Genomic DNA, 19,071 nt, shown 5'->3' on the forward strand with positions numbered 1-19,071 from the left:
AGGGATAAAGGGGACCACGGTAAATTTATTTTAATTCAGAAATGAGGGTGTTTAATACTACCGTCAAAAATGGTGAAATCGGACACACTGTAAAAATTTTTGCAGATAAACTGGTTAGCTTGCTGTGCGATACAGTGTAATCGTAAATTGAAAACTGAGGTAAAATAAGATGGAAAATAAGATGGAAAATAAGAATATTAAAATCGATAACAAGAACTATCAGGTTTCGTCAGATGATCAATACCTTACCGCGATGGGCAACAATTTTGAGCCACATATGGTGCAATTGTTTCGGGCACTTTTAGGACCAGAAGATGTGGTCGCTGACATCGGTGCTAATATCGGATTGACTTCACTTTTGTTTTCAAATCTGGTCAAATACGTTTACTCATTCGAACCCAGTCCAAGCACTTTCAAAATATTGCAAAGCAATTTGCGTTCAAACAGCACATCTAATGTTGAGGCGGTTAACATAGGCTTAGGTCATAAAAATGAAAAGTTATCGATAACATTTGCAAAAAATAATCGCTCCGGCGGCTTTGTAAGCGAGAAGATCCGCCCAGTAGAAGGACATATGACAGAAAATATCCGTATTGACACCCTTGATAATTTTTTTGCAGATAAGAAACCAACACCGAGTTTCCTCAAAATCGATGTTGAAGGGTTTGAGCAAAACGTAATTCAAGGGGGGGGGGATTCCTCTCAAATCATCAACCTACGGTGGTCATGGAGATGAACCATTTTTGTCTTGATGTGCTTCAGCGCATCACAATTCCAGATTTTTTGGATTTTATGCGTTCCGTATTTCCTGTCTTGTATGCAATCGATGCGGACAATAAATCTATTGTCAACCTGCATGTGCCGGATAAAGCCTATTTTGTGATGTATGAGCATGTTATCCAACACCGATTCCCGAATTTGGTGGGTGGTTTTTCGCGGGAAATAAAGTTAAAACTTGACTCACTGAATTTACCTGTGCCAGATATCTTAAATACTTCTGGCGAGATAAAAGCCAAATCGGTGCCTGAAACCGTGTCGCAGCGAGAACGGTTTGAGGGGGTGGTTACCTTGACCAACAAAAGTGGAGAGCCATGGCACTGCAATGGAATACATCCCGTATTGCTTTCGTATCACTGGTTAAATGCAGGCGGAAGCACCTATCAATATGATGGGATAAGAACGACATTGACTTGCGAAACAATACTCCCGGACAAGCAATTTGAGGAAACTGTTTATATCATTGCACCGGAAAAAAAGGGGCATTTTCAGCTTGTTTTAACGCTGGTTCAGGAAGGTATTTGCTGGTTTGAAGATAAAGATTTCCGTTGTGCTACTGTGTCTGTGATTGTCGGATAAAATGCTGTATTATAGTTAGCACCCAAATAAAACATAAGGACATAATAATGAGTTCTGAAATAGAAACAAAAAATTCTCTTGAAGAAGAAATAGAAAAAACAAGAAATAGTCTTTCAACTGACCGCTTAGACATGTCTTTCGGTGAAATAATAAGTATGTAGTATCCGCTGAATTTCGATAATAACATAGTATATCAGCATTGTTCATATATTAATCATAGAGAATTTTAATCTAAAATTTTAAGCTCATTTGTGGTATTTTAATTGAATTTTGGTAAAAAACGGCAAATTGTTAACACCTATAGACGCACCTCTCCTATCCGCATATTTTTTAAAATCAACTATTTTTGATAAAATCCTTGTTCGGCTTATGCCAGCCCGAGTTTCATCAGTTTTTTTTCTTCAATCTTTTCTCCCATTAGAAGCTGAATAAACTTTTTAAGATTATAAGCGGTTTGACAAAGCAATGACCATATACGGTCTCCTTCAAATCCTCTATAAAGACTGCATCCAAAACCTCTAATATTTTTTGCAATAGCTATGAAACCTTCTGTTGCTGAACGGGCTTTACAGCAAAAACTCTGTTTTTCTTCGGATACATCTTTTTTACGCCCCAAAAAAACGTTACTGATATTGTCTGCAATTTTAAAATTACCATTGCTTCTGTAACCAAGGTCGGTAATAATATTTTCCGGTTCGCCTTTCATCCGTTTTTTGAACTGTTCGAGTGTTCCAGCAAAAAGCGTTTTATCATTTGGATTACCGATAAAATTTTCAATGGTAATCATGAATCCTTCCCTATTGAAAGTCATTTCCATTGTTGTGCCGAATTCACACTTCGGATGCTCTTTTCCTTTTACAATCGGGCGGGCATCCGGTTCATCAATGGATACAATCCGGTTTTTTATCTGTTTTTTACCTTCGAGTTTTTCTAAGGTTTGTGCTTCAAGAATAGTAAGAATAGCAAACATATTGTCAGCTTTTATTTGTTTTTTCTTTGTGGTCTTTAATGATTCAACTTTTTTATCAAATATTTTTAGAGCAGGAATAAATAATATATTAAATTTGAGTAACCATTCCAAACGGTTTTGTTTTTTGTTCAAAAAAAATTCTCGCCATAATTTTTTTACTTCATTATTGTCCCACCACAAGGAGATTTGATGCAAAACGGCAAATTGTTTCATTTTGTCAAAAGCTTTAAAAATTAAATGTACATCATTTGGATAGATAACGTTATTTTTCAATACGCTTGAATCTATCATAGCATTATCACCCTGTATTATCCCAGCTTTGCGTAGAACCTCAAAAACTTCTTTTTCTATAATTTCAACACCTTCTTCACCTATACGTTTTCGAAATACACATATAGAACTCGGATCCAGGCATGTTTGCAATTCCTCATTTGTGATGTTACAAAAATATTGAATATAGTGGTTTTCTTTTATATGCTTAACCATTTGCCTATCACTTAATTGATAGTATTTTATACAAATCAAAATCGCTGTCATCATCCTGAGAGATTTTCCAAAAGCACCCTGACTGGTGTTATAAAATTTACACAACTTTGTAATCATTTTTTGCCATGGAATTATCCCACGGATAATAACCAATTCCTGAACTGGATTGGTTATATTTGCTTTCACCCATTCATCAGAAAGAACTTCTTCAAAAGTATTTTTTATCATCAGAATACCTCCTATCCTTTTTAGAGTGCTTAAAATACCATTTAGCTGCAATTTAAAAAATGGCATATACTGCTATGGATAGCAAAGCATTTCTTTCATAAAAAAGAAATTCAGCAGATACTATGTATGAAAAAGAAGAAATTATTATTAATCCTGATTTTCAGAGATTATTCAGGAGGGAGTATAGGGACGTCTATGATATTATGCTTTACTTAGAAATAATTATATGATACATCTTAAACATGGCACGAAAAGCGAGAATAGATGCACCTGGAGCACTGCATCATATAATTGTCAGGGGGATAGAACGCAAGAAAATTTTCAGATCAGATTATGATCGGAAAAACTTTTTAAATCGGCTCAATAATTTGATTCCTGAAACACAAACCGAGTGCTTTGCATGGGTCTTAATTCCAAACCACGTCCACTTATTATTAAAAACCGGATTGATCCCGGTTTCTGTGTTAATGAGTCGTTTGCTCACCGGATACGCGGTATGGTTCAATAAGAAATACCGTCGCCACGGTCAACTTTTTCAAAACAGGTACAAGTCAATTTTATGCCAGGAAGATATATATCTAAAGGAATTGGTGCGTTATATCCACTTAAACCCGTTGAGGGCGAGTCTTGTGGAAGATATGAAAAGCCTGGATAAATATAAGTGGTGCGGTCACAGTGTTCTGATGAATAAAGCCAGTGAGGAATGGCAGAATATCGATTATGTTTATAAACTGTTTTCCGGCAAAAAAAGATTGGCAATAAAAGGGTATCGAGCGTTTGTGGAAAAAGGTATAAGCGCAGGTAAACGGCAGGATCTTACCGGTGGTGGATTATTAAGGAGTATAGGCGGCTGGTCGGTTCTCAAAGATTTTCGCAAAGCAGGCATACGTGTTAAGGGAGATGAACGCATTTTAGGTGACAGTGATTTTGTTGAAAATGTTTTAAAGGCCGCCGAAGAAGAATTTGAGCAGAAATATGAATTAAGAGCCAAAGGTTATGATTTCAATCGGGTAATACAGCGGGTTGCCGAAGTGATGGGCATGGAGATTGAGCAGGTAACGGCTTTCGGGAAATCACCGCCAACAGTTAAAGCGCGAAGTCTTTTATGTTTTTGGGCTCATCGAAAGCTCGGCATGACAACCATTGAAATTGGAAAAAAGCTGAATATATGCCAATCAGCGGTAAGTCGTTCATCCATAAGAGGTGAAAAAATTGAAAGAGAAAACAGATTTGAGTTGATAGGGTAAAAACGCATAATATCATAACGTCCCTACCTGCCCCATTTTTAAAACGGCGCTTTGGGTACATTTTTACACCGCCGCTAACAGTCCGACCCGGGAATAACGGGAATACAACATGAAAAAGATAACCAATTAATTTATTCAATAATTTAACGTGACACTAGTGACATAAGGAGATTATATGAGTTTTACAGACAGGAAGAGGGTGCTGGTAACTGGTGGTGCAGGCTTTTTAGGGTCTCATTTGTGTGAGAGATTACTTGCGGATGGTTGTGAAGTTATTTGTATGGATAACTTTTATAGTGGCAGTAAAGATAATGTGTCACATTTGATAGGGAACTCTAATTTTGAATTGATGCGTCACGATGTAACATTTCCACTGTATGTTGAAGTTGATGAAATATACAATTTGGCATGCCCCGCTTCACCAGTTTACTATCAATGGGATCCAGTGCAAACAACTAAAACCAGTGTGCATGGTGCCATTAATATGCTTGGACTGGCTAAACGCACGAAAGCTAAAATTTTACAGGCATCAACCAGTGAAGTGTATGGTGATCCTGAAGTCCATCCACAGCAAGAGACTTACTGGGGGCATGTGAACCCGATAGGGCTTCGGTCATGCTACGACGAAGGTAAACGGTGTGCTGAAACGTTATTTTTTGATTATCGACGTCAGCATGATCTTGATATCAAAGTTGTACGAATATTTAACACTTATGGGCCGCATATGCACCCCAATGACGGGCGTGTTGTAAGTAACTTTATTGTGCAAGCATTACAGGGGGTGGATCTTACTATTTACGGTGACGGGTTACAAACACGTAGCTTTTGTTATGTTGACGATTTGATTGAAGGGTTTATTCGCATGATGGCGACCCCTCATGAAATAACAGGGCCATTCAATATGGGTAATCCTGTGGAGTTTACTATTAAAGAACTTGCTGAATCTGTTTTAAGAATGGTTGGTGGTTCTTCTAAATTAGTATTTGAGCCACTTCCACAAGATGACCCGAGACAGCGAAAACCTGATATTAGCTTAATACGCAAGAACCTTGGTTGGGAACCAAAGGTTGATCTTGAGCAGGGTTTGGAGAAAACGATTAGTTACTTTAGGGAGCGTTTAAAACTATGAGTTTTACTGCGTATGAATTGATTGTTGTTACTCCAGTTTATGAAGATGTTGATGCTAGTAACCGTTTGTTTCAAGAGTTGGCTCTACAGTTTAAACAGAAAATATTTGTGGTAGCTGTTGATGATGGCTCAGTTAAGCAACCGTTGGGTGTTTCTGGTTTGGAAAATGCTGGACTTGATGGCGTGGTCTTGAAACTTTGTCGTAATGTTGGTCATCAACGTGCCATTGCAATTGGTTTGAAGTATGTGTCAGAAACCCTTCAATCTGGTCAGCAAGTTGTCGTAATGGACTCAGATGGTGAAGATGTTCCATCGACCATACCTGATTTGCTCAATGGTCTTAATTCTGACCAAGTAGATATCGTGGTGGCTCAACGTAAAAGCAGAGTTGAAACATTTAAATTCAAAGCATTTTACGCTGGGTATAAACTGTTTTTCAAATTGATGACTGGGCGAGCCATAAGCTTTGGCAATTTTATGGCACTAAAGCCTGCGGCAGTAAAGCGGTTGGTAGTGATGCAGGAACTATCTACACACGTAGCCGGAGCAGTTATTGCCTCGAAGTTACGCACAGTAGTTTGCTCACTTGATCGTGGGCCACGCTATGCGGGGCAGTCTAAAATGAATTTTGTTGGTTTAGTTCTGCATGGATTTAAGGGCTTAATGGTATTTGCCGAAGATGTTTTAGTTAGGGTGGGTATTGCTTGTGCATTGATTGCAGGTCTTTCAGTGGCTGGTGCGGGGTTAGCTGTTGTACTTAAAATTTTAGGATTTTCAACGCCGGGCTGGTTTTCGATCGCATTAGGCATACTGGTATTGATGTTCATACAAACTGGTACGTTAACCCTTATGACTTTGATGTTGACTGGCGTTATTCGAGCTGGATCGGTAACAACAGCCGGTACGTATCATGATTTTATTGATCATGTAATTAAAACTAAAAGTTCTTCTGGTGCGGTATGAATCAACATGCATTAGAGGTGTTGAAATATGTCATTAACGGTGTAGTTGCGACCTTGATCCATTTTGGAGTGTTGAGCTTTTGTCTTAAGGTGGTTGGTGTTCCTTCAGCCGGTTTTGCAAATTTAATTGCCGCAATCTTTGGTATTACTGCTTCATTTATTGGTAGCCGTTATTTTGTGTTTCCAGTTACCGGTGAAACTGTTGCCTCTCAACTACTTAAATTTAGCGGTCTTTACGGTGGCATTGCGATATTGCATGGCTTTGTGTTATTGATTTGGTCTGACTGGTTTGGCTTTGATTATCGGGCTGGTTTCTTGATCGCCACCGCCTTGCAGGTTTCTTTGAGTTATATTGGTAATAAATTTTTTGTTTTTAGGATGTCGGCATGAAGTTTTTACAATCAGTAATAGCAACACTCATTTTTTTAATTGTTTTAGTAATGTTCTATTACTTTCATATTACATATTTTAGAGTGAATGTTGTTTTTTATGCATCGATAGCAGATGGTATTTTTGCTTCAATAATCACGGGTTGTATTGTTTTTTTTGTCCGTTATTTCAACCAGCTGAATAGTTTTGAAAAGTTGCAATTGTGTATTGTCTGGTTTTTGTTAGGCTATATTTTTGCGATCTCAGTGCCTACGGTTATCGATCGATCGTTATCTTTTTATCTGCTTGAAAAATTACAGCAACGGGGCGGTGAAATTCGGCAAAATGATTTTGAACGGATATTTACTGAAGAGTACATGAAAGAGTACCGTTTGGTTGATATTAGATTGACTGAGCAGCTGGAGTCTGGAACAATAATTATTGACAATGGTATTGTTAGACTTACCGAAAAAGGCAACTCATTAGCTATATTTAGTCGTTATTTCCACGAACATTGGTTGCCGAAGAAACGTCTTATTATGGGTGAATATACCGATGATTTGATAGATCCTTTTAAGGATAGATAATAAATAAACTCCCCCGCAGATTATCATCTGCTCGTACTACAGATCATAGTATTTACGTGTTAATTATCTGTATATATATGCTCTGAATGGAATACATAGATGGCTCTTTTAAGAATATTGCTCCTATCTTTATTGTTAATATTTGTATTATTTGCATTACCGATTGAGCAGTTGCATCATTTCACAATGATGCCAGGTGATATAGGCGATGCAAGATTAAATAATTATTTCCTTGAAAATATTTATCAGTTTTTTGCTGGGAATAGTGAGTCTCTTTGGCATCTCGGTTTTTTTTGGCCATTTCCTTATGTTTTGGGTTTCTCGGATAACCTGTTTGGATCCGCGCCAGTATACCTCATTGCTAGATTGTTTACAGGTCAATCAGATACGGCCTTTCAAATATGGTTCATGTTTGCTTATGTTGTAAACTTTAGTGCCGCCTATTATTCTTTGCGGCGTCTTGGTAGAAGCCAAATGGCTTCTACTGTTGGCGCACTGATTTTTGCTTTTGCGTTGCCCACAACGGCCCAAGCTGGACATGCACAATTGCATTATCGTTTTGGGGTGCCATTAGCGACAACATTTTTTGTCCTGTTTCTGCAAAGGAAAGAATATCGCTTGTTGGCCATAGCTGGTGCTTGGTTAGTGTGGCAGTTTTATTGTGGCATTTACATGGGATTTTTTACTTTATTACTACTTGTTGCCGCAACAGCGGTGCATTTTCTTTACACTAAATATTCGTTAAAGTGTTCTTTCATCCTGTTACTCAATGAGTTTATCTCCCCGTGGAAGGCACAAAGCAAGAAGGACAAGATAAAATTCCTTATTATCTTAATGGCGTTATTTGGTGCTATTTTATGGTTGTTTTATCCTTATCTTCAAGTATCTAATATTTATGGTGCTAAGCGTACATGGGGAGAAATTTCTACTATGTTGCCTAGGCCGCAAAGCTATTTTCTTTCAGACGCTTCTTATTTTTGGTCAATTCCTACTGCTAGAATATTTTCAAATATACCAATGCGTCATGAGCATCAAATGTTTATTGGTTTTGTACCCATGTTCCTATCTGTGTTGGGTTTTCTCCTCGGCAGTCGTAAGAAAAACGGACACGTTTTTATTTTGATGAGTGGCATGCTTGGTGTTGTTATTCTTTCAACACTATATATTAATGGTTTTAGCTTGTGGTATTTAGTCCATAATTTGCCTTTGTGTTCGGCAATTCGTGCGATGTCACGCCTTGATCAAGTGCTATTGTTTCCTGTTGCCTATCTTGTGTGTATTTGCATAGATGACTTACGCACTAATCATCAATGTGTTAATAAGTTTGTAATAGTAATTATTGTACCGTTACTAATTGTTGAATTTTCAGCTACAACTATGTATGTAAGTTCAAAAAAGGAGTGGCGTGAGAGATTGGCTATTAAAGAAAGTGTAATACCAAAACATCTTGCCAAAGATTCAATTTTATTTTTTTCTCAGAACAAAGGGCCTTGGTTTGCAGACGAGATTGATGCGATGTGGGTTAGTCTTAATCATGGAGTTAAGACATTAAATGGCTATTCAGGTCTTTTCCCTCCCGGATATTCACCCGAATATAATAAAGACTGTGTAGAATTGCCGAAGCGCGTACTCTCTTATTTGTCCTTTATTGGTAAAAATGGTGAAACAAATAAGTATCTGGAGTTGATGAATTGTATCGTACCTATAGGCTTTGAGGATTGTGTCCCAGGCTGGCGTACCAACCCACCGAGTATTACAAAAATAGATCGTGAATATAGCGCTGATGAAATTCGAAATCTAACCTATAAATTTGAAAGTATAATGCAAGTTAATGGTAAATCAATGGTTAAATTTACTATTATAAATAATGGACAAGCTCCGATTGCAGCATTATCAAGCATTGGCAAGCCAATGCGAATTTCTTGGCGGTTCTTAGCTGTAAACGGCGAACCTGTGACCGGTTGGGATACTCGCAAAGATATACCGTTTGATATCCCGGCAAATGGTGAATTGACAATGCAGATACCTATTAAACCTGAGTCTGAAATAAAAGGTGGTACTTTGCAAATATCAATTGTTCAAGAAGGTGTTTTTTGGGGTCACGATGTTGGGGTTGAGCCTTTATCCATCCCGTGGGAATAACTGATAATTAGAGCCTTGCTAATTCCTAATATATTGTAAAAAACGACTAAAAATCATTCCAAACTACGAGATCGTTTATCTTTACGGAAATAGGAAGTCAGTTTTATTCGTTTCAGAAAACTACGTTACTTTTTACTAGATCATCAATAATTATTGATGGATGGATGAACATTGTTATCGATAGTATCGGCGTTAAGGTAGGTACAGTGTTTTATCTCAGTCATGATTGGAGCAAAATAAGTGAAGTCAAATGTTTATGGTTTTGTAGTTCCCCTTATACTTGGGGCTTATTTTGTAATGGGTATGTTTGTTTATGCAGATTATGGGATTTCATGGGATGAACCCGTCTCGCGAATGAATGGTTTGGTAAATTGTAAATATGTAGGGCAAAAAGTTGGCTCATTTTTACTTACAAAAGAGGTTAGGAACGCCCCTAATCTTAAGGACTGGATGGACAAAGACTACGGTGTTGCGTTTGAAATGCCACTGGTTGCGTTGGAGCAAGTTTTATCAATCAGTGAACAAGAAATATATTATTTTCGCCATTTGTTGACTTTTATTCAGTAGTGTCCGGTTAAGTTTTTGCATATAGCATTTGCTCTTTGATAATCAGATTATTAGACCATACGTTTTTTTCGTCAGTACGTAATTCGTTCTGGATGGTATTTCTAAGCTGACGAATCCTCTTTATTGATACAGGTTCATTAAACTGTTCATGGCAGTATATGGCCATAAGCAGGTAGGTTATTAACCCCGCAAGGATTTGAACCATCAGGCCATATCTACTGTGAGCAATCAAGTGGTACACTTTTAAATGTTTCTTCCACCATTTGAAAAAAGTTTCGATATCCCATCTAAGCTTATAAACGGTTGCAACCTGCTCGGCTGTAAGATCATAACGATCAGTTGCCACAAAATATTTGACACCGGCAATTTTATAACCAACCAGTCGAACCGGCTTTCTGGTCTGGTTTACCCCAGGAGTGCCAAGAAGAACCACAGCATCATAAAAAATATAGCTGTCGGGATCAACAGGCTGCTCTTTGATAATAGTTCTTGTTGTTTTCGCTTTGATGCGGCAAACAAAATGTTTTTTTTCATCCTGAAGAAGATCAAAATCCTTATGTGATTGATACCCCCGATCCATGATTCCTGTTTGGCCTTTTGTAAGGATAGACCTGACAAAGGGGCGTTCAGCGCCATTTCCATTTGTCAGATGAATTTTTATAGGAATCTTGCGATTGACATCAAAGCCGAAATGGCCTTTTGCTTTTTTAGCGCCTTTTCTGTAATCAGCCCAGTACATGGACAGAACTGCATCAATTAAAGATCCATCAATGGAAACGAGTTCACCGAGATCTGAATAATTTGATGGTAAAGCATTTTGTGCCTGGCTGCAAAGAGCTTGAAAAACATATTCAAGCTGTTCAAGCCCTCGAGAATTGATAATTTCGGAAAAACTGCTACGACTGATCCCTCCATCTGGAGCGACACATTCTTTGGCAAAATCGTCTTCTTTAAGGTGTTGAATAAGATCACGAGCTGATTCATGTTCTTGTAGATGGAAAAATATCAGTGCGTGAAGCTGATCTTCAAAAGTCATTTTCAATGGCCTGTGACCTCGGGATTTAAGCTGTGGCGTGTCAGGAAAAATCTTTTGCAAAGGTTTGAGAAATCGAGCATGAGATTGGGGATTAAAATTCTTTTTTGGGATATTGAATATGTCCATTTTTGTCTTAACTCCTTGTTATAATTATATTTTATAACAAAACGATAAAAAATTTTTATTTGGTTTGTCAAGTAAAAAATGAACATTTTTCTAATTTTTTTATCCCATATAACATGCAAAAACCTAACCGGACACTACTGACTTTTATTTTTTCTTTTCTCGGTGTTTTAGCTATTTATGGCACCGCAAAAAATATTTTCAAAGATGACCGCATAGGTATAATCGCAGTCTTAATTGTTATTTTATCGCCACGAATATTTGCACAATCTTTTTATAACTCAAAGGATATTGTATTTATGGCTGCTTTTTCGATAGCCATATATACTTTAATAAAATTACTTGAGACATTGAATATGACATGGGCAGTATTGCACGGAATTGCTTCTGCTTTTGCTGTTGATATTAGGATTATGGGGGTCTTGATATTTATTGTTACAATTATGACACTTATTGTCATGGTTGTTAAAAAAGAAATGGCTGTGACCACTTGGTTTAAATTGAATTTATTTTATTTGTTGGTAACATTAGTGGGTGTTGTTGCTTTTTTCCCTTTCTTATGGACCGACCCCGTTGGAAATTTCCTTATAGCTTTCGGAAATATGTCAAAGTTTAGGTGGGGTGGTTCGGTACTATATATAGGTAGTCTGTATAGCGCAACAAATCTGCCGTGGCATTATGTCCCTGTGTGGCTTTTTGTGACAACACCGCCGTTGTATTCAATTCTAGCAATTGTTGGTGTATGTAAAACAACTGCTGATCTATGTGGTAATAAGTTCACAATTTGGTCAGGTGTGGAAGAGAAGTATTATATTATTCTTTTGATATTTTTTTTAGCTCCAATAGTTGCTGTCATATTATTTTCTTCCGTCCTATATGATGGATGGCGACAGTTATATTTTATTTATCCTGCTTTTGTATTGCTATCTACTCGTGGCGTGGTTGTTGTGTGGTACTCAATTGATAAATGGAAATGGAAAAAAAATTTTTTTATAAGCATTCTTGCTTTTAGCTTTTGTTATTATGGTAATTGGATTATGCGTGCGCATCCTCTTCAAAATGTTTACTTTAATTTATTTGTGGGCTCTGATTGGAAAAATAAATTTGAACTAGATTACTGGGGGTTAGGTAACAAGGAGGCACTACAATTTATTTTAGATAGAGACTCTACTCCACTGATTTCTGTGAGAGTTGATAGTGCAACCCCGTTGGCACGGTCATTATTGTTATTTTCAACTCATGTCAAAAACAGGTTTTATCTTCTAAATAAATCAAACCATGATTTTGTACCAAAATATATTTTTACAAATTATCGAGGGATTTCTAAAATTGACGAGGACAAAACAGTTACTTACGATATTTTGGAAGATTATCAAGTCTTTTATCAAAAAAAAATAGATGGAGAGGTGATTAATACCCTTTATAGAATAAAAGACGATAACTTATGTTCGAAGATCACAATGTCACAGAGGGAGTATACAGCTAAGGAATTCCGCCATTTTAGGCTTAACAGTGGGAAAATACTCTCTGAGGATGATCAATTATTTGTACGGGTTGAAATTGTCAATTCTGGCGATATGAATTTTTCGGCACTCTCTATTAGAGGGCAACCGATAAGATTATCTTGGCGATTTTTGGATAAAGTAGGGAAGCCAACAACAGGGTGGGATCCTCGCAAAGATCTACCGTTTGATATCCCGGCAAATGGTGAATTGACAATGCAGATACCTATTAAACATGGGACAGAAATAAAAGGTGGTACTTTGCAAATATCAATTGTTCAAGAAGGTGTTTTTTGGGGTCACGATGTTGGGGTTGAGCCTTTATCCATCCCGTGGGAATAACTGATAATTATTGAAGGATAAAAAATGAAAATTGTTATTGCCGGCACTGGATATGTTGGATTGTCTAATGGAGTACTTCTCTCCCAACATAATGAGGTTGTTGCTATTGATATCATATCCGAAAAAGTGGAAATGCTTAACCTTAAACAGTCTCCAATCATTGATTCGGAACTTGAGGATTATCTCAAAAATGATGCCCTCGCAAATTTTATAAAACTACGACGCCAAAGAATTTATTTGAAATCTTGGTACTAAATCAAAAGGGTGCGGCTCTTATGAAATAACTTAAACCAGCCGTGAATAGGGCGTTAAGTATCGCTGACATTGGTTTTACATTACTTCCTGGCAAGATAATCCATATGCCGATGGTTATCTGACCTAAAATTTAAATGGGACATGGGGGTCTGACCCCGTTAAGTCTTTGTTTCTATACGTAATGTTGTCTAAAACATGGGTAAAAAAGGGCTTAGAGCACACTTTTTGATGCCCAAAAAGGCCATATAAGCATTATACTCTGGATTTGAAAACAGGATTAATTAAGTCCGGCTATACTGCTAATTGGGGTGATGTGAGTAAGGGGAGTATAGGGACGTCTATGATATTATGCTTTACTTAGAAATAATTATATGATATATCTTGAACATGGCACGAAAAGCGAGAATAGATGCACCTGGAGCACTGCATCATATAATTGTCAGGGGGATAGAACGTAAGAAAATTTTCAGATTAAATCGGCTCAATAATTTGATTCCTGAAACACAAACCGAGTGTTTTGCATGGGTATTGATTCCAAACCACGTCCACTTATTATTAAAAACCGGATTGATTCCGGTTTTTGTGTTAATGAGTCGTTTGCTCACCGGATACGCGGTATGGGAGTATAGGGACGTCTATGATATTATGCTTTACCTAGAAATAATTATATGATACATCTTAAACATGGCACGAAAAGCGAGAATAGATGCACCTGGAGCACTGCATCATATAATTGTCAGGGGGATAGAACGTAAGAAAATTTTCAGATCAGATTATGATCGGAAAAACTTTTTAAATCGGCTCAATAATTTGATTCCTGAAACACAAACCGAGTGTTTTGCATGGGTATTGATTCCAAACCACGTCCACTTATTATTAAAAACCGGATTGATTCCGGTTTCTGTGTTAATGAGTCGTTTGCTCACCGGATACGCTGTATGGTTCAATAAGAAATACCGTCGCCACGGTCAACTTTTTCAAAACAGGTACAAGTCGATTTTATGCCAGGAAGATATATATCTAAAGGAATTGGTGCGTTATATCCACTTAAACCCGTTGAGGGCGGGTCTTGTGGAAGATATGAAAAGCCTGGATAAATATAAGTGGTGCGGTCACAGTGTTCTGATGAATAAAGCCAGTGAGGAATGGCAGAATATCGATTATGTTTATAAACTGTTTTCCGGCAAAAAAAGATTGGCAATAAAAGGGTATCGAGCGTTTGTGGAAAAAGGTATAAGCGCAGGTAAACGGTCGGATCTTACCGGTGGTGGATTATTAAGGAGTATAGGCGGCTGGTCGGTTCTCAAAGATTTTCGCAAAGCAGGCATACGTGTTAAGGGAGATGAACGCATTTTAGGTGACAGTGATTTTGTTGAAAATGTTTTAAAGGCCGCCGAAGAAGAATTTGGGGGGAAATATGAATTAAGAGCCAAAGGTTATGATTTCAATCGGGTAATACAGCGGGTTGCCGAAGTGATGGGCATGGAGATTGAGCAGGTAACGGCTTTCGGGAAATCACCGCCAACAGTTAAAGAGCGAAGTCTTTTATGTTTTTGGACTCATCGAAAGCTCGGCATGACAACCATTGAAATTGGAAAAAAGCTGAATATATGCCAATCAGCGGTAAGTCGTTCATCTATAAGAGGTGAAAAAATTGAAAGAGAAAACAGATTTGAGTTGATAGGGTAAAAACGCATAATATCATAGACGTCCATATACCTGCTCCCGGCTACAAGCATAATTTTTCCTCCTTAAAAAAGAAAAGGGGAAATTGACAGGATTTTATTTTGGCTTCATTACAAATGACTTATAACTTCATCAATAAAATCAATTAGATCTGGCAACGCAGCTTCATAGATTGTTCCATCGCTTAAATGTTTATGCTCATTGAAACCTAGTACAGGCCTGTGCGCGGCATTATCGTATCTGAAAATCAGTCGACCAGTTCTATCCTGATATTGATAAGCATAACTCACTCTGTTTATTCCATATTTAGCATCAATGTACTCTTTGATATGTAAAACAAATTGGTTAATCAAAACAACTTTTACATTTAAAATTGCTTGCTTGTTGGCGCGTATTTCTTCTCTAATATCAATAGAATCCGCATAGCCATAATTTTCAATCTTTTGTATACTTTTACGAAAGCGATTTAAATATTCATTAAGTAACATTTTCAATGCTTTTTAGGCTAAAAAGGCGTTCATTTAATCGTAAAGCTAACTGATACTCACCCGACCATTCTACATATTCCATATCTTGACCTTTTAGATCTTCCGCACTCCATTCAGCAATAAATTTATCCGATGAAACATTATATTTATTTTCAAATTTTTTTAGTCGTTTCTTTGCAAGACTAAGACTGTATTGCAAACGCCTCTCTTCAGTTTCCAATGCTTCAAATAATATACTTGCTGTCTTACCAGGCTTACCAGGCTCATTTGTTTTTAAAATTATTTTGCTCATCTTTGCTCCCTTTTTATTTATTTTGGGTAATAAGGGGAAGTTGGCACCACATCTTCAATGATTTCGCTAAATTCGATCTCAATAATATCTTTAAGCTTTTCAATATCAACGATCATGTCAACTCATCTAAAAGCTTTTCGATCTCGGCTTTCTTGTATTCCAGATGATCTAATTTCTGATAGTCACGCCAGGAATCTTTTTCTTCTATTTCTCCCTTCTTGTATAGCTCCTCCATTTCTTTTACAGATGAAACCCTGTATTTCCCTGATAGCCTGAATACCTCGGTCTTTATTTCCCTTAATTTTCTTTCCAGAAAAATTTTCAAGCTCTCCTTAATGAGTAGATCTCTGGAAAGATTAAACTCTTTAGCTAAAACGTCGAGTGTCTTATCGATTACAGTCTGCATATCACACCTCCCATTAATAAGGGGACGCTTGATCACCCAGCGCTTTTACAAAACTCTCCGAACCACAAGGAAGCCCTTTTTCAACATGTTTAAGCAACTCATCCAGCCGTTCACTATCTTCTTTAACCGCAAGCCAGCTAGACCAATCATCTGTAGAAACAAGCATATTACCCCAGTCTTCTTTTTTACCAAGAATATCGTCCTCTTTCAGACCACAATGTGCAGGCGCACTTGACCAAGGATAATCCTCAGCCTTTTCCACCATGCCCGCACGCACAGGGTTTCGCTCAACATAACGGATAGCCGACCAAAGATATTGATCATCCAGCGGTGAAGAAAAGAACCGACCTTGCCATAAATGACCATTCCAGCCTTTTAGCCTGTTTACACGTTGTGCATAGCGCATATGCAAAGGCTTGAACACCTTCTGCAAGCCTTCTGCTGTATCTGGTGTTGCAACTATGTGAATATGATTAGTCATAAGACAGTAGGCCTGTATTTGCACGGCATGTTGTTCACAATATAGCTGTAACCATTCTAAATAAGCGGCTCTATCACCATCGCTGAAAAATACATTTTCCCTTCTATTCCCTCGCTGAGTAATATGATGAGGAATTCCAGCAAAAACAGTTCGTGGTAATCTTGGCATGGAACTCCATCCTTAGCGTCCCCTAAAGGGTAGCGTCTCCTTTTATATAAATTAAAAGATATTGTCAAGGGGAGAGAATGGGGGGAGTATAGGGACGTCTATGATATTATGCTTTACTTAGAAATAATTATATGATACATCTTAAACATGGCACGAAAAGCGAGAATAGATGCACTTGGAGCACTGCATCATATAATTGTCAGGGGAATAGAACGCAAGAAAATTTTCAGATCAGATTATGATCGGAAAAACTTTTTAAATCGGCTCAATAATTTGATTCCTGAAACACAAACCGAGTGCTTTGCATGGGTCTTGATGCCAAACCACGTCCACTTATTATTAAAAACCGGATTGATTCCGGTTTCTGTGTTAATGAGTCGTTTGCTCACCGGATACGCGGTATGGTTCAATAAGAAATACTCTCGCCACGGTCAACTTTTTCAAAACAGGTACAAGTCAATTTTATGCCAGGAAGATATATATCTAAAGGAATTAGTGCGTTATATCCACTTAAACCCGTTGAGGGCGGGTCTTGTGGAAGATATGAAAAGCCTGGATAAATATAAGTGGTGTGGTCACAGCGTTCTGATGAATAAAACCAGTGAGGAATGGCAGAATATCGATTATGTTTATAAACTGTTTTCCGGCAAAAAAAGATTGGCAATAAAAGGGTATCGAGCGTTTGTGGAAAAAGGTATAAGCGCAGGTAAACGGCAGGATCTTACCGGTGGTGGATTATTAAGGAGTATAGGCGGCTGGTCGGTTCTCAAAGATTTTCGCAAAGCAGGCATACGTGTTAAGGGAGATGAACGCATTTTAGGTGACAGTGATTTTGTTGAAAATGTTTTAAAGGCCGCCGAAGAAGAATTTGAGCAGAAATATGAATTAAGAGCCAAAGGTTATGATTTCAATCGGGTAATACAGCGGGTTGCCGAAGTGATGGGCATGGAGATTGAGCAGGTAACGGCTTTCGGGAAATCACCGCCAACAGTGAAAGCGCGAAGTCTTTTATGTTTTTGGGCTCGTCGAAAGCTCGGCATGACAACCATTGAAATTGGAAAAAAGCTGAATATATGCCAATCAGCGGTAAGTCGTTCATCCATAAGAGGTGAAAAAATTGAAAGAGAAAACAGATTTGAGTTGATAGCGTAAAAACGCATAATATCATAGACGTCCCCATACCTGCCCCCGATACCTATAATGTAACTCTTACGGTAACTGATAATGAGGGCGCTTCCGGGGAGGATTCTGTTGATGTTGTTATTGCGGCGGATCTTACACCGCCTGCGATTGTATCGGCTGTAGGGGTTAAATAAAAAAACAGTTTTAAGTTGTTAAGTTTTAAGTGTTAGGTGGTGTTTTTCTTAAAACTTAATAACTTAAAACTTAACAACTTATTAAAGCAACTTAACCAGAGTTGCGATAACAGCGGACTGGGCCAGAAGCATTCCGGCCACCCATTTTATGACCCCGCCTTTGGTTTCGGCAATCTCCTTTTGTAAAGCGCCTTTTATTTCGGCAATCTCCTTTTGCAGCATCAGGATATCCTGCTTGGCGGCATTCGCGTTGTTTTCGATATCCTTTTGTAAAGCGCTTTTGGTTTCGGCAATCTCCTTTTGCAGCATCAGGATATCCTGCTTGGCGGCATTCGCGTTGTTTTCGATATCCTTTTGTAAAGCGCCTTTGGTTTCGGCAATCTCCTTTTGTAAAGCGCCTTTTATTTCGGCAATCTCCTTTTGCAGCATCAGGATATCCTGCTTGGCGGCATTCGCGTTGTTTTCGATATCCTTTTGTAAAGCGCTTTTGGTTTCGGCAATCTCCTTTTGCAGCATCAGGATATCCTGCTTGGCGGCATTCGCGTTGTTTTCGATATCCTTTTGTAAAGCGCTTTTGGTTTCGGCAATCTCCTTTTGCAGCATCAGGATATCCTGCTTGGCGGCATTCGCGTTGTTTTCGATATCCTTTTGTAAAGCGCTTTTGGTTTCGGCAATCTCCTTTTGCAGCATCAGGATATCCTGCTTGGCGGCAAGGTTGCTGTCGATGATCCTTTTTAAAGTTTTGGCCTGGACTTCAGCCTGTTGTCCGGTAAAGCCGACTTTTTGTAATTCATTGGCATAACTTAAGGTGTCAAATTCGATTGCAGCAAGCATCCGGATAGCTCCTTTTCTCCATCAGGTTTTATTTAAAAAAAACAAATTTTGGACTAAAAGTCAACTGTTATTGTGTTCAGAAAGGAAAGGCAGTGAGTTT

Annotated in this window: 21 protein-coding genes; 14 read left to right on the forward strand and 7 right to left on the reverse strand. The window is 38.0% G+C overall.

Annotated elements, in window-relative coordinates; genetic code table 11:
- The first annotated feature begins 169 nt into the window (after window positions 1-169).
- Entirely contained in the window at window positions 170-736 is a 567-nt protein-coding gene (locus tag BuS5_RS18520; protein ID WP_027354543.1) for an FkbM family methyltransferase, read from the forward strand.
- Entirely contained in the window at window positions 727-1,356 is a 630-nt protein-coding gene (locus BuS5_RS18525) for a hypothetical protein (protein ID WP_157487435.1), read from the forward strand. Before BuS5_RS18520 ends, BuS5_RS18525 begins: the two co-directional genes overlap by 10 nt.
- 367 nt (window positions 1,357-1,723) lie before the next feature.
- Here the strand turns inward: BuS5_RS18525 and BuS5_RS18530 are convergent, their stop codons facing one another.
- The gene (locus BuS5_RS18530) at window positions 1,724-3,040 is read right to left on the reverse strand and encodes a transposase (RefSeq protein ID WP_274427662.1); all 1,317 of its coding nucleotides are present in this window, start codon (window positions 3,038-3,040) and stop codon (window positions 1,724-1,726) included.
- A 242-nt stretch (window positions 3,041-3,282) separates the two neighbouring features.
- Here BuS5_RS18530 and BuS5_RS18535 point away from each other — a divergent pair, with 242 nt between their 5' ends.
- The 7 genes from BuS5_RS18535 to BuS5_RS18565 all read left to right on the forward strand — a co-directional run bounded on the left by BuS5_RS18535 (window position 3,283) and on the right by BuS5_RS18565 (window position 10,042).
- Window positions 3,283-4,287 (forward strand): transposase, encoded by a 1,005-nt coding sequence (locus BuS5_RS18535; RefSeq protein ID WP_274427851.1) that lies wholly within the window; start codon window positions 3,283-3,285, stop codon window positions 4,285-4,287.
- 175 nt (window positions 4,288-4,462) lie between these two features.
- Window positions 4,463-5,416, forward strand: a complete 954-nt coding sequence (locus BuS5_RS18540; protein ID WP_027354981.1) for a UDP-glucuronic acid decarboxylase family protein — start codon at window positions 4,463-4,465, stop codon at window positions 5,414-5,416.
- Complete coding sequence (locus tag BuS5_RS18545; RefSeq protein ID WP_027354982.1) at window positions 5,413-6,378, forward strand: glycosyltransferase; 966 nt, start codon at window positions 5,413-5,415, stop codon at window positions 6,376-6,378. Before BuS5_RS18540 ends, BuS5_RS18545 begins: the two co-directional genes overlap by 4 nt.
- Entirely contained in the window at window positions 6,375-6,767 is a 393-nt protein-coding gene (locus BuS5_RS18550; RefSeq protein WP_027354983.1) for a GtrA family protein, read from the forward strand. Before BuS5_RS18545 ends, BuS5_RS18550 begins: the two co-directional genes overlap by 4 nt.
- Window positions 6,764-7,333: a hypothetical protein gene (locus tag BuS5_RS18555; protein WP_027354984.1), complete on the forward strand. Its 570-nt coding sequence runs from the start codon at window positions 6,764-6,766 to the stop codon at window positions 7,331-7,333. The genes BuS5_RS18550 and BuS5_RS18555 overlap by 4 nt, the downstream gene beginning before the upstream one ends.
- A gap of 99 nt (window positions 7,334-7,432) precedes the next feature.
- Window positions 7,433-9,475 (forward strand): hypothetical protein, encoded by a 2,043-nt coding sequence (locus BuS5_RS18560; RefSeq protein ID WP_027354985.1) that lies wholly within the window; start codon window positions 7,433-7,435, stop codon window positions 9,473-9,475.
- A 240-nt stretch (window positions 9,476-9,715) separates the two neighbouring features.
- Complete coding sequence (locus BuS5_RS18565; RefSeq protein WP_274427852.1) at window positions 9,716-10,042, forward strand: hypothetical protein; 327 nt, start codon at window positions 9,716-9,718, stop codon at window positions 10,040-10,042.
- A gap of 7 nt (window positions 10,043-10,049) precedes the next feature.
- On the opposite strand, the gene BuS5_RS18570 is transcribed toward BuS5_RS18565, so the two are convergent.
- Window positions 10,050-11,204, reverse strand: coding sequence for an IS4 family transposase (locus tag BuS5_RS18570; protein ID WP_036019371.1), 1,155 nt, complete (start codon window positions 11,202-11,204; stop codon window positions 10,050-10,052).
- 113 nt (window positions 11,205-11,317) lie between these two features.
- Between BuS5_RS18570 and BuS5_RS18575 the strand changes: the two genes are divergently transcribed.
- The 4 genes from BuS5_RS18575 (at window position 11,318) to BuS5_RS18590 (ending at window position 14,989) form a co-directional block, all read left to right on the forward strand.
- Window positions 11,318-13,045 carry a glycosyltransferase family 39 protein gene (locus tag BuS5_RS18575; RefSeq protein WP_274427854.1) on the forward strand — a complete coding sequence of 576 codons (1,728 nt, stop codon included), beginning with the start codon at window positions 11,318-11,320 and terminating at the stop codon, window positions 13,043-13,045.
- A 24-nt stretch (window positions 13,046-13,069) separates the two neighbouring features.
- Window positions 13,070-13,300, forward strand: a complete 231-nt coding sequence (locus BuS5_RS18580; RefSeq protein ID WP_274427855.1) for a hypothetical protein — start codon at window positions 13,070-13,072, stop codon at window positions 13,298-13,300.
- Between the two features lie 387 nt (window positions 13,301-13,687).
- Complete coding sequence (locus tag BuS5_RS18585; RefSeq protein WP_274427856.1) at window positions 13,688-13,972, forward strand: hypothetical protein; 285 nt, start codon at window positions 13,688-13,690, stop codon at window positions 13,970-13,972.
- 12 nt (window positions 13,973-13,984) lie between these two features.
- The gene (locus BuS5_RS18590) at window positions 13,985-14,989 is read left to right on the forward strand and encodes a transposase (RefSeq protein WP_274427857.1); all 1,005 of its coding nucleotides are present in this window, start codon (window positions 13,985-13,987) and stop codon (window positions 14,987-14,989) included.
- Window positions 14,990-15,096: 107 nt separating this feature from the next.
- Here BuS5_RS18590 and BuS5_RS18595 read toward each other — a convergent pair whose 3' ends face one another.
- The 4 genes from BuS5_RS18595 to BuS5_RS18610 form a co-directional block, all read right to left on the reverse strand.
- Window positions 15,097-15,474, reverse strand: coding sequence for a toxin-antitoxin system TumE family protein (locus BuS5_RS18595; RefSeq protein WP_027355135.1), 378 nt, complete (start codon window positions 15,472-15,474; stop codon window positions 15,097-15,099).
- Entirely contained in the window at window positions 15,464-15,766 is a 303-nt protein-coding gene (locus tag BuS5_RS18600; RefSeq protein WP_027355134.1) for a hypothetical protein, read from the reverse strand. The genes BuS5_RS18595 and BuS5_RS18600 overlap by 11 nt, the downstream gene beginning before the upstream one ends.
- A gap of 112 nt (window positions 15,767-15,878) precedes the next feature.
- On the reverse strand, window positions 15,879-16,172 hold the full coding sequence (locus BuS5_RS18605) for a hypothetical protein (RefSeq protein WP_157487503.1): 294 nt from the start codon (window positions 16,170-16,172) through the stop codon (window positions 15,879-15,881).
- 13 nt (window positions 16,173-16,185) lie between these two features.
- Complete coding sequence (locus tag BuS5_RS18610) at window positions 16,186-16,821, reverse strand: transposase (RefSeq protein WP_051375233.1); 636 nt, start codon at window positions 16,819-16,821, stop codon at window positions 16,186-16,188.
- A gap of 147 nt (window positions 16,822-16,968) precedes the next feature.
- On the opposite strand from BuS5_RS18610, the gene BuS5_RS18615 reads away from it, so the two are divergent.
- Complete coding sequence (locus tag BuS5_RS18615; RefSeq protein WP_274427858.1) at window positions 16,969-17,973, forward strand: transposase; 1,005 nt, start codon at window positions 16,969-16,971, stop codon at window positions 17,971-17,973.
- A 245-nt stretch (window positions 17,974-18,218) separates the two neighbouring features.
- On the opposite strand, the gene BuS5_RS18620 is transcribed toward BuS5_RS18615, so the two are convergent.
- Window positions 18,219-18,971, reverse strand: coding sequence for a hypothetical protein (locus tag BuS5_RS18620; RefSeq protein WP_274427859.1), 753 nt, complete (start codon window positions 18,969-18,971; stop codon window positions 18,219-18,221).
- Window positions 18,972-19,071: the final 100 nt, after the last annotated feature.

Source organism: Desulfosarcina sp. BuS5 (assembly GCF_028752835.1).
In the GTDB taxonomy this organism is placed as follows: Bacteria; Desulfobacterota; Desulfobacteria; order Desulfobacterales; family BuS5; genus BuS5.

Coding starts and splice junctions, on each gene's coding strand:
- BuS5_RS18615 (WP_274427858.1), top strand. CDS start 16,969: ATGGCACGAAAAGCGAGAATAGATGCACTTGGAGCACTGCATCATATA.
- BuS5_RS18540 (WP_027354981.1), top strand. CDS start 4,463: ATGAGTTTTACAGACAGGAAGAGGGTGCTGGTAACTGGTGGTGCAGGC.
- BuS5_RS18575 (WP_274427854.1), top strand. CDS start 11,318: ATGCAAAAACCTAACCGGACACTACTGACTTTTATTTTTTCTTTTCTC.
- BuS5_RS18545 (WP_027354982.1), top strand. CDS start 5,413: ATGAGTTTTACTGCGTATGAATTGATTGTTGTTACTCCAGTTTATGAA.
- BuS5_RS18620 (WP_274427859.1), bottom strand. CDS start 18,971: ATGCTTGCTGCAATCGAATTTGACACCTTAAGTTATGCCAATGAATTA.
- BuS5_RS18560 (WP_027354985.1), top strand. CDS start 7,433: ATGGCTCTTTTAAGAATATTGCTCCTATCTTTATTGTTAATATTTGTA.
- BuS5_RS18595 (WP_027355135.1), bottom strand. CDS start 15,474: ATGTTACTTAATGAATATTTAAATCGCTTTCGTAAAAGTATACAAAAG.
- BuS5_RS18610 (WP_051375233.1), bottom strand. CDS start 16,821: ATGCCAAGATTACCACGAACTGTTTTTGCTGGAATTCCTCATCATATT.
- BuS5_RS18590 (WP_274427857.1), top strand. CDS start 13,985: ATGGCACGAAAAGCGAGAATAGATGCACCTGGAGCACTGCATCATATA.
- BuS5_RS18570 (WP_036019371.1), bottom strand. CDS start 11,204: ATGGACATATTCAATATCCCAAAAAAGAATTTTAATCCCCAATCTCAT.
- BuS5_RS18535 (WP_274427851.1), top strand. CDS start 3,283: ATGGCACGAAAAGCGAGAATAGATGCACCTGGAGCACTGCATCATATA.
- BuS5_RS18600 (WP_027355134.1), bottom strand. CDS start 15,766: ATGAGCAAAATAATTTTAAAAACAAATGAGCCTGGTAAGCCTGGTAAG.
- BuS5_RS18605 (WP_157487503.1), bottom strand. CDS start 16,172: ATGCAGACTGTAATCGATAAGACACTCGACGTTTTAGCTAAAGAGTTT.
- BuS5_RS18525 (WP_157487435.1), top strand. CDS start 727: ATGGAGATGAACCATTTTTGTCTTGATGTGCTTCAGCGCATCACAATT.
- BuS5_RS18520 (WP_027354543.1), top strand. CDS start 170: ATGGAAAATAAGATGGAAAATAAGAATATTAAAATCGATAACAAGAAC.
- BuS5_RS18550 (WP_027354983.1), top strand. CDS start 6,375: ATGAATCAACATGCATTAGAGGTGTTGAAATATGTCATTAACGGTGTA.
- BuS5_RS18555 (WP_027354984.1), top strand. CDS start 6,764: ATGAAGTTTTTACAATCAGTAATAGCAACACTCATTTTTTTAATTGTT.
- BuS5_RS18530 (WP_274427662.1), bottom strand. CDS start 3,040: ATGATAAAAAATACTTTTGAAGAAGTTCTTTCTGATGAATGGGTGAAA.
- BuS5_RS18580 (WP_274427855.1), top strand. CDS start 13,070: ATGAAAATTGTTATTGCCGGCACTGGATATGTTGGATTGTCTAATGGA.
- BuS5_RS18585 (WP_274427856.1), top strand. CDS start 13,688: ATGGCACGAAAAGCGAGAATAGATGCACCTGGAGCACTGCATCATATA.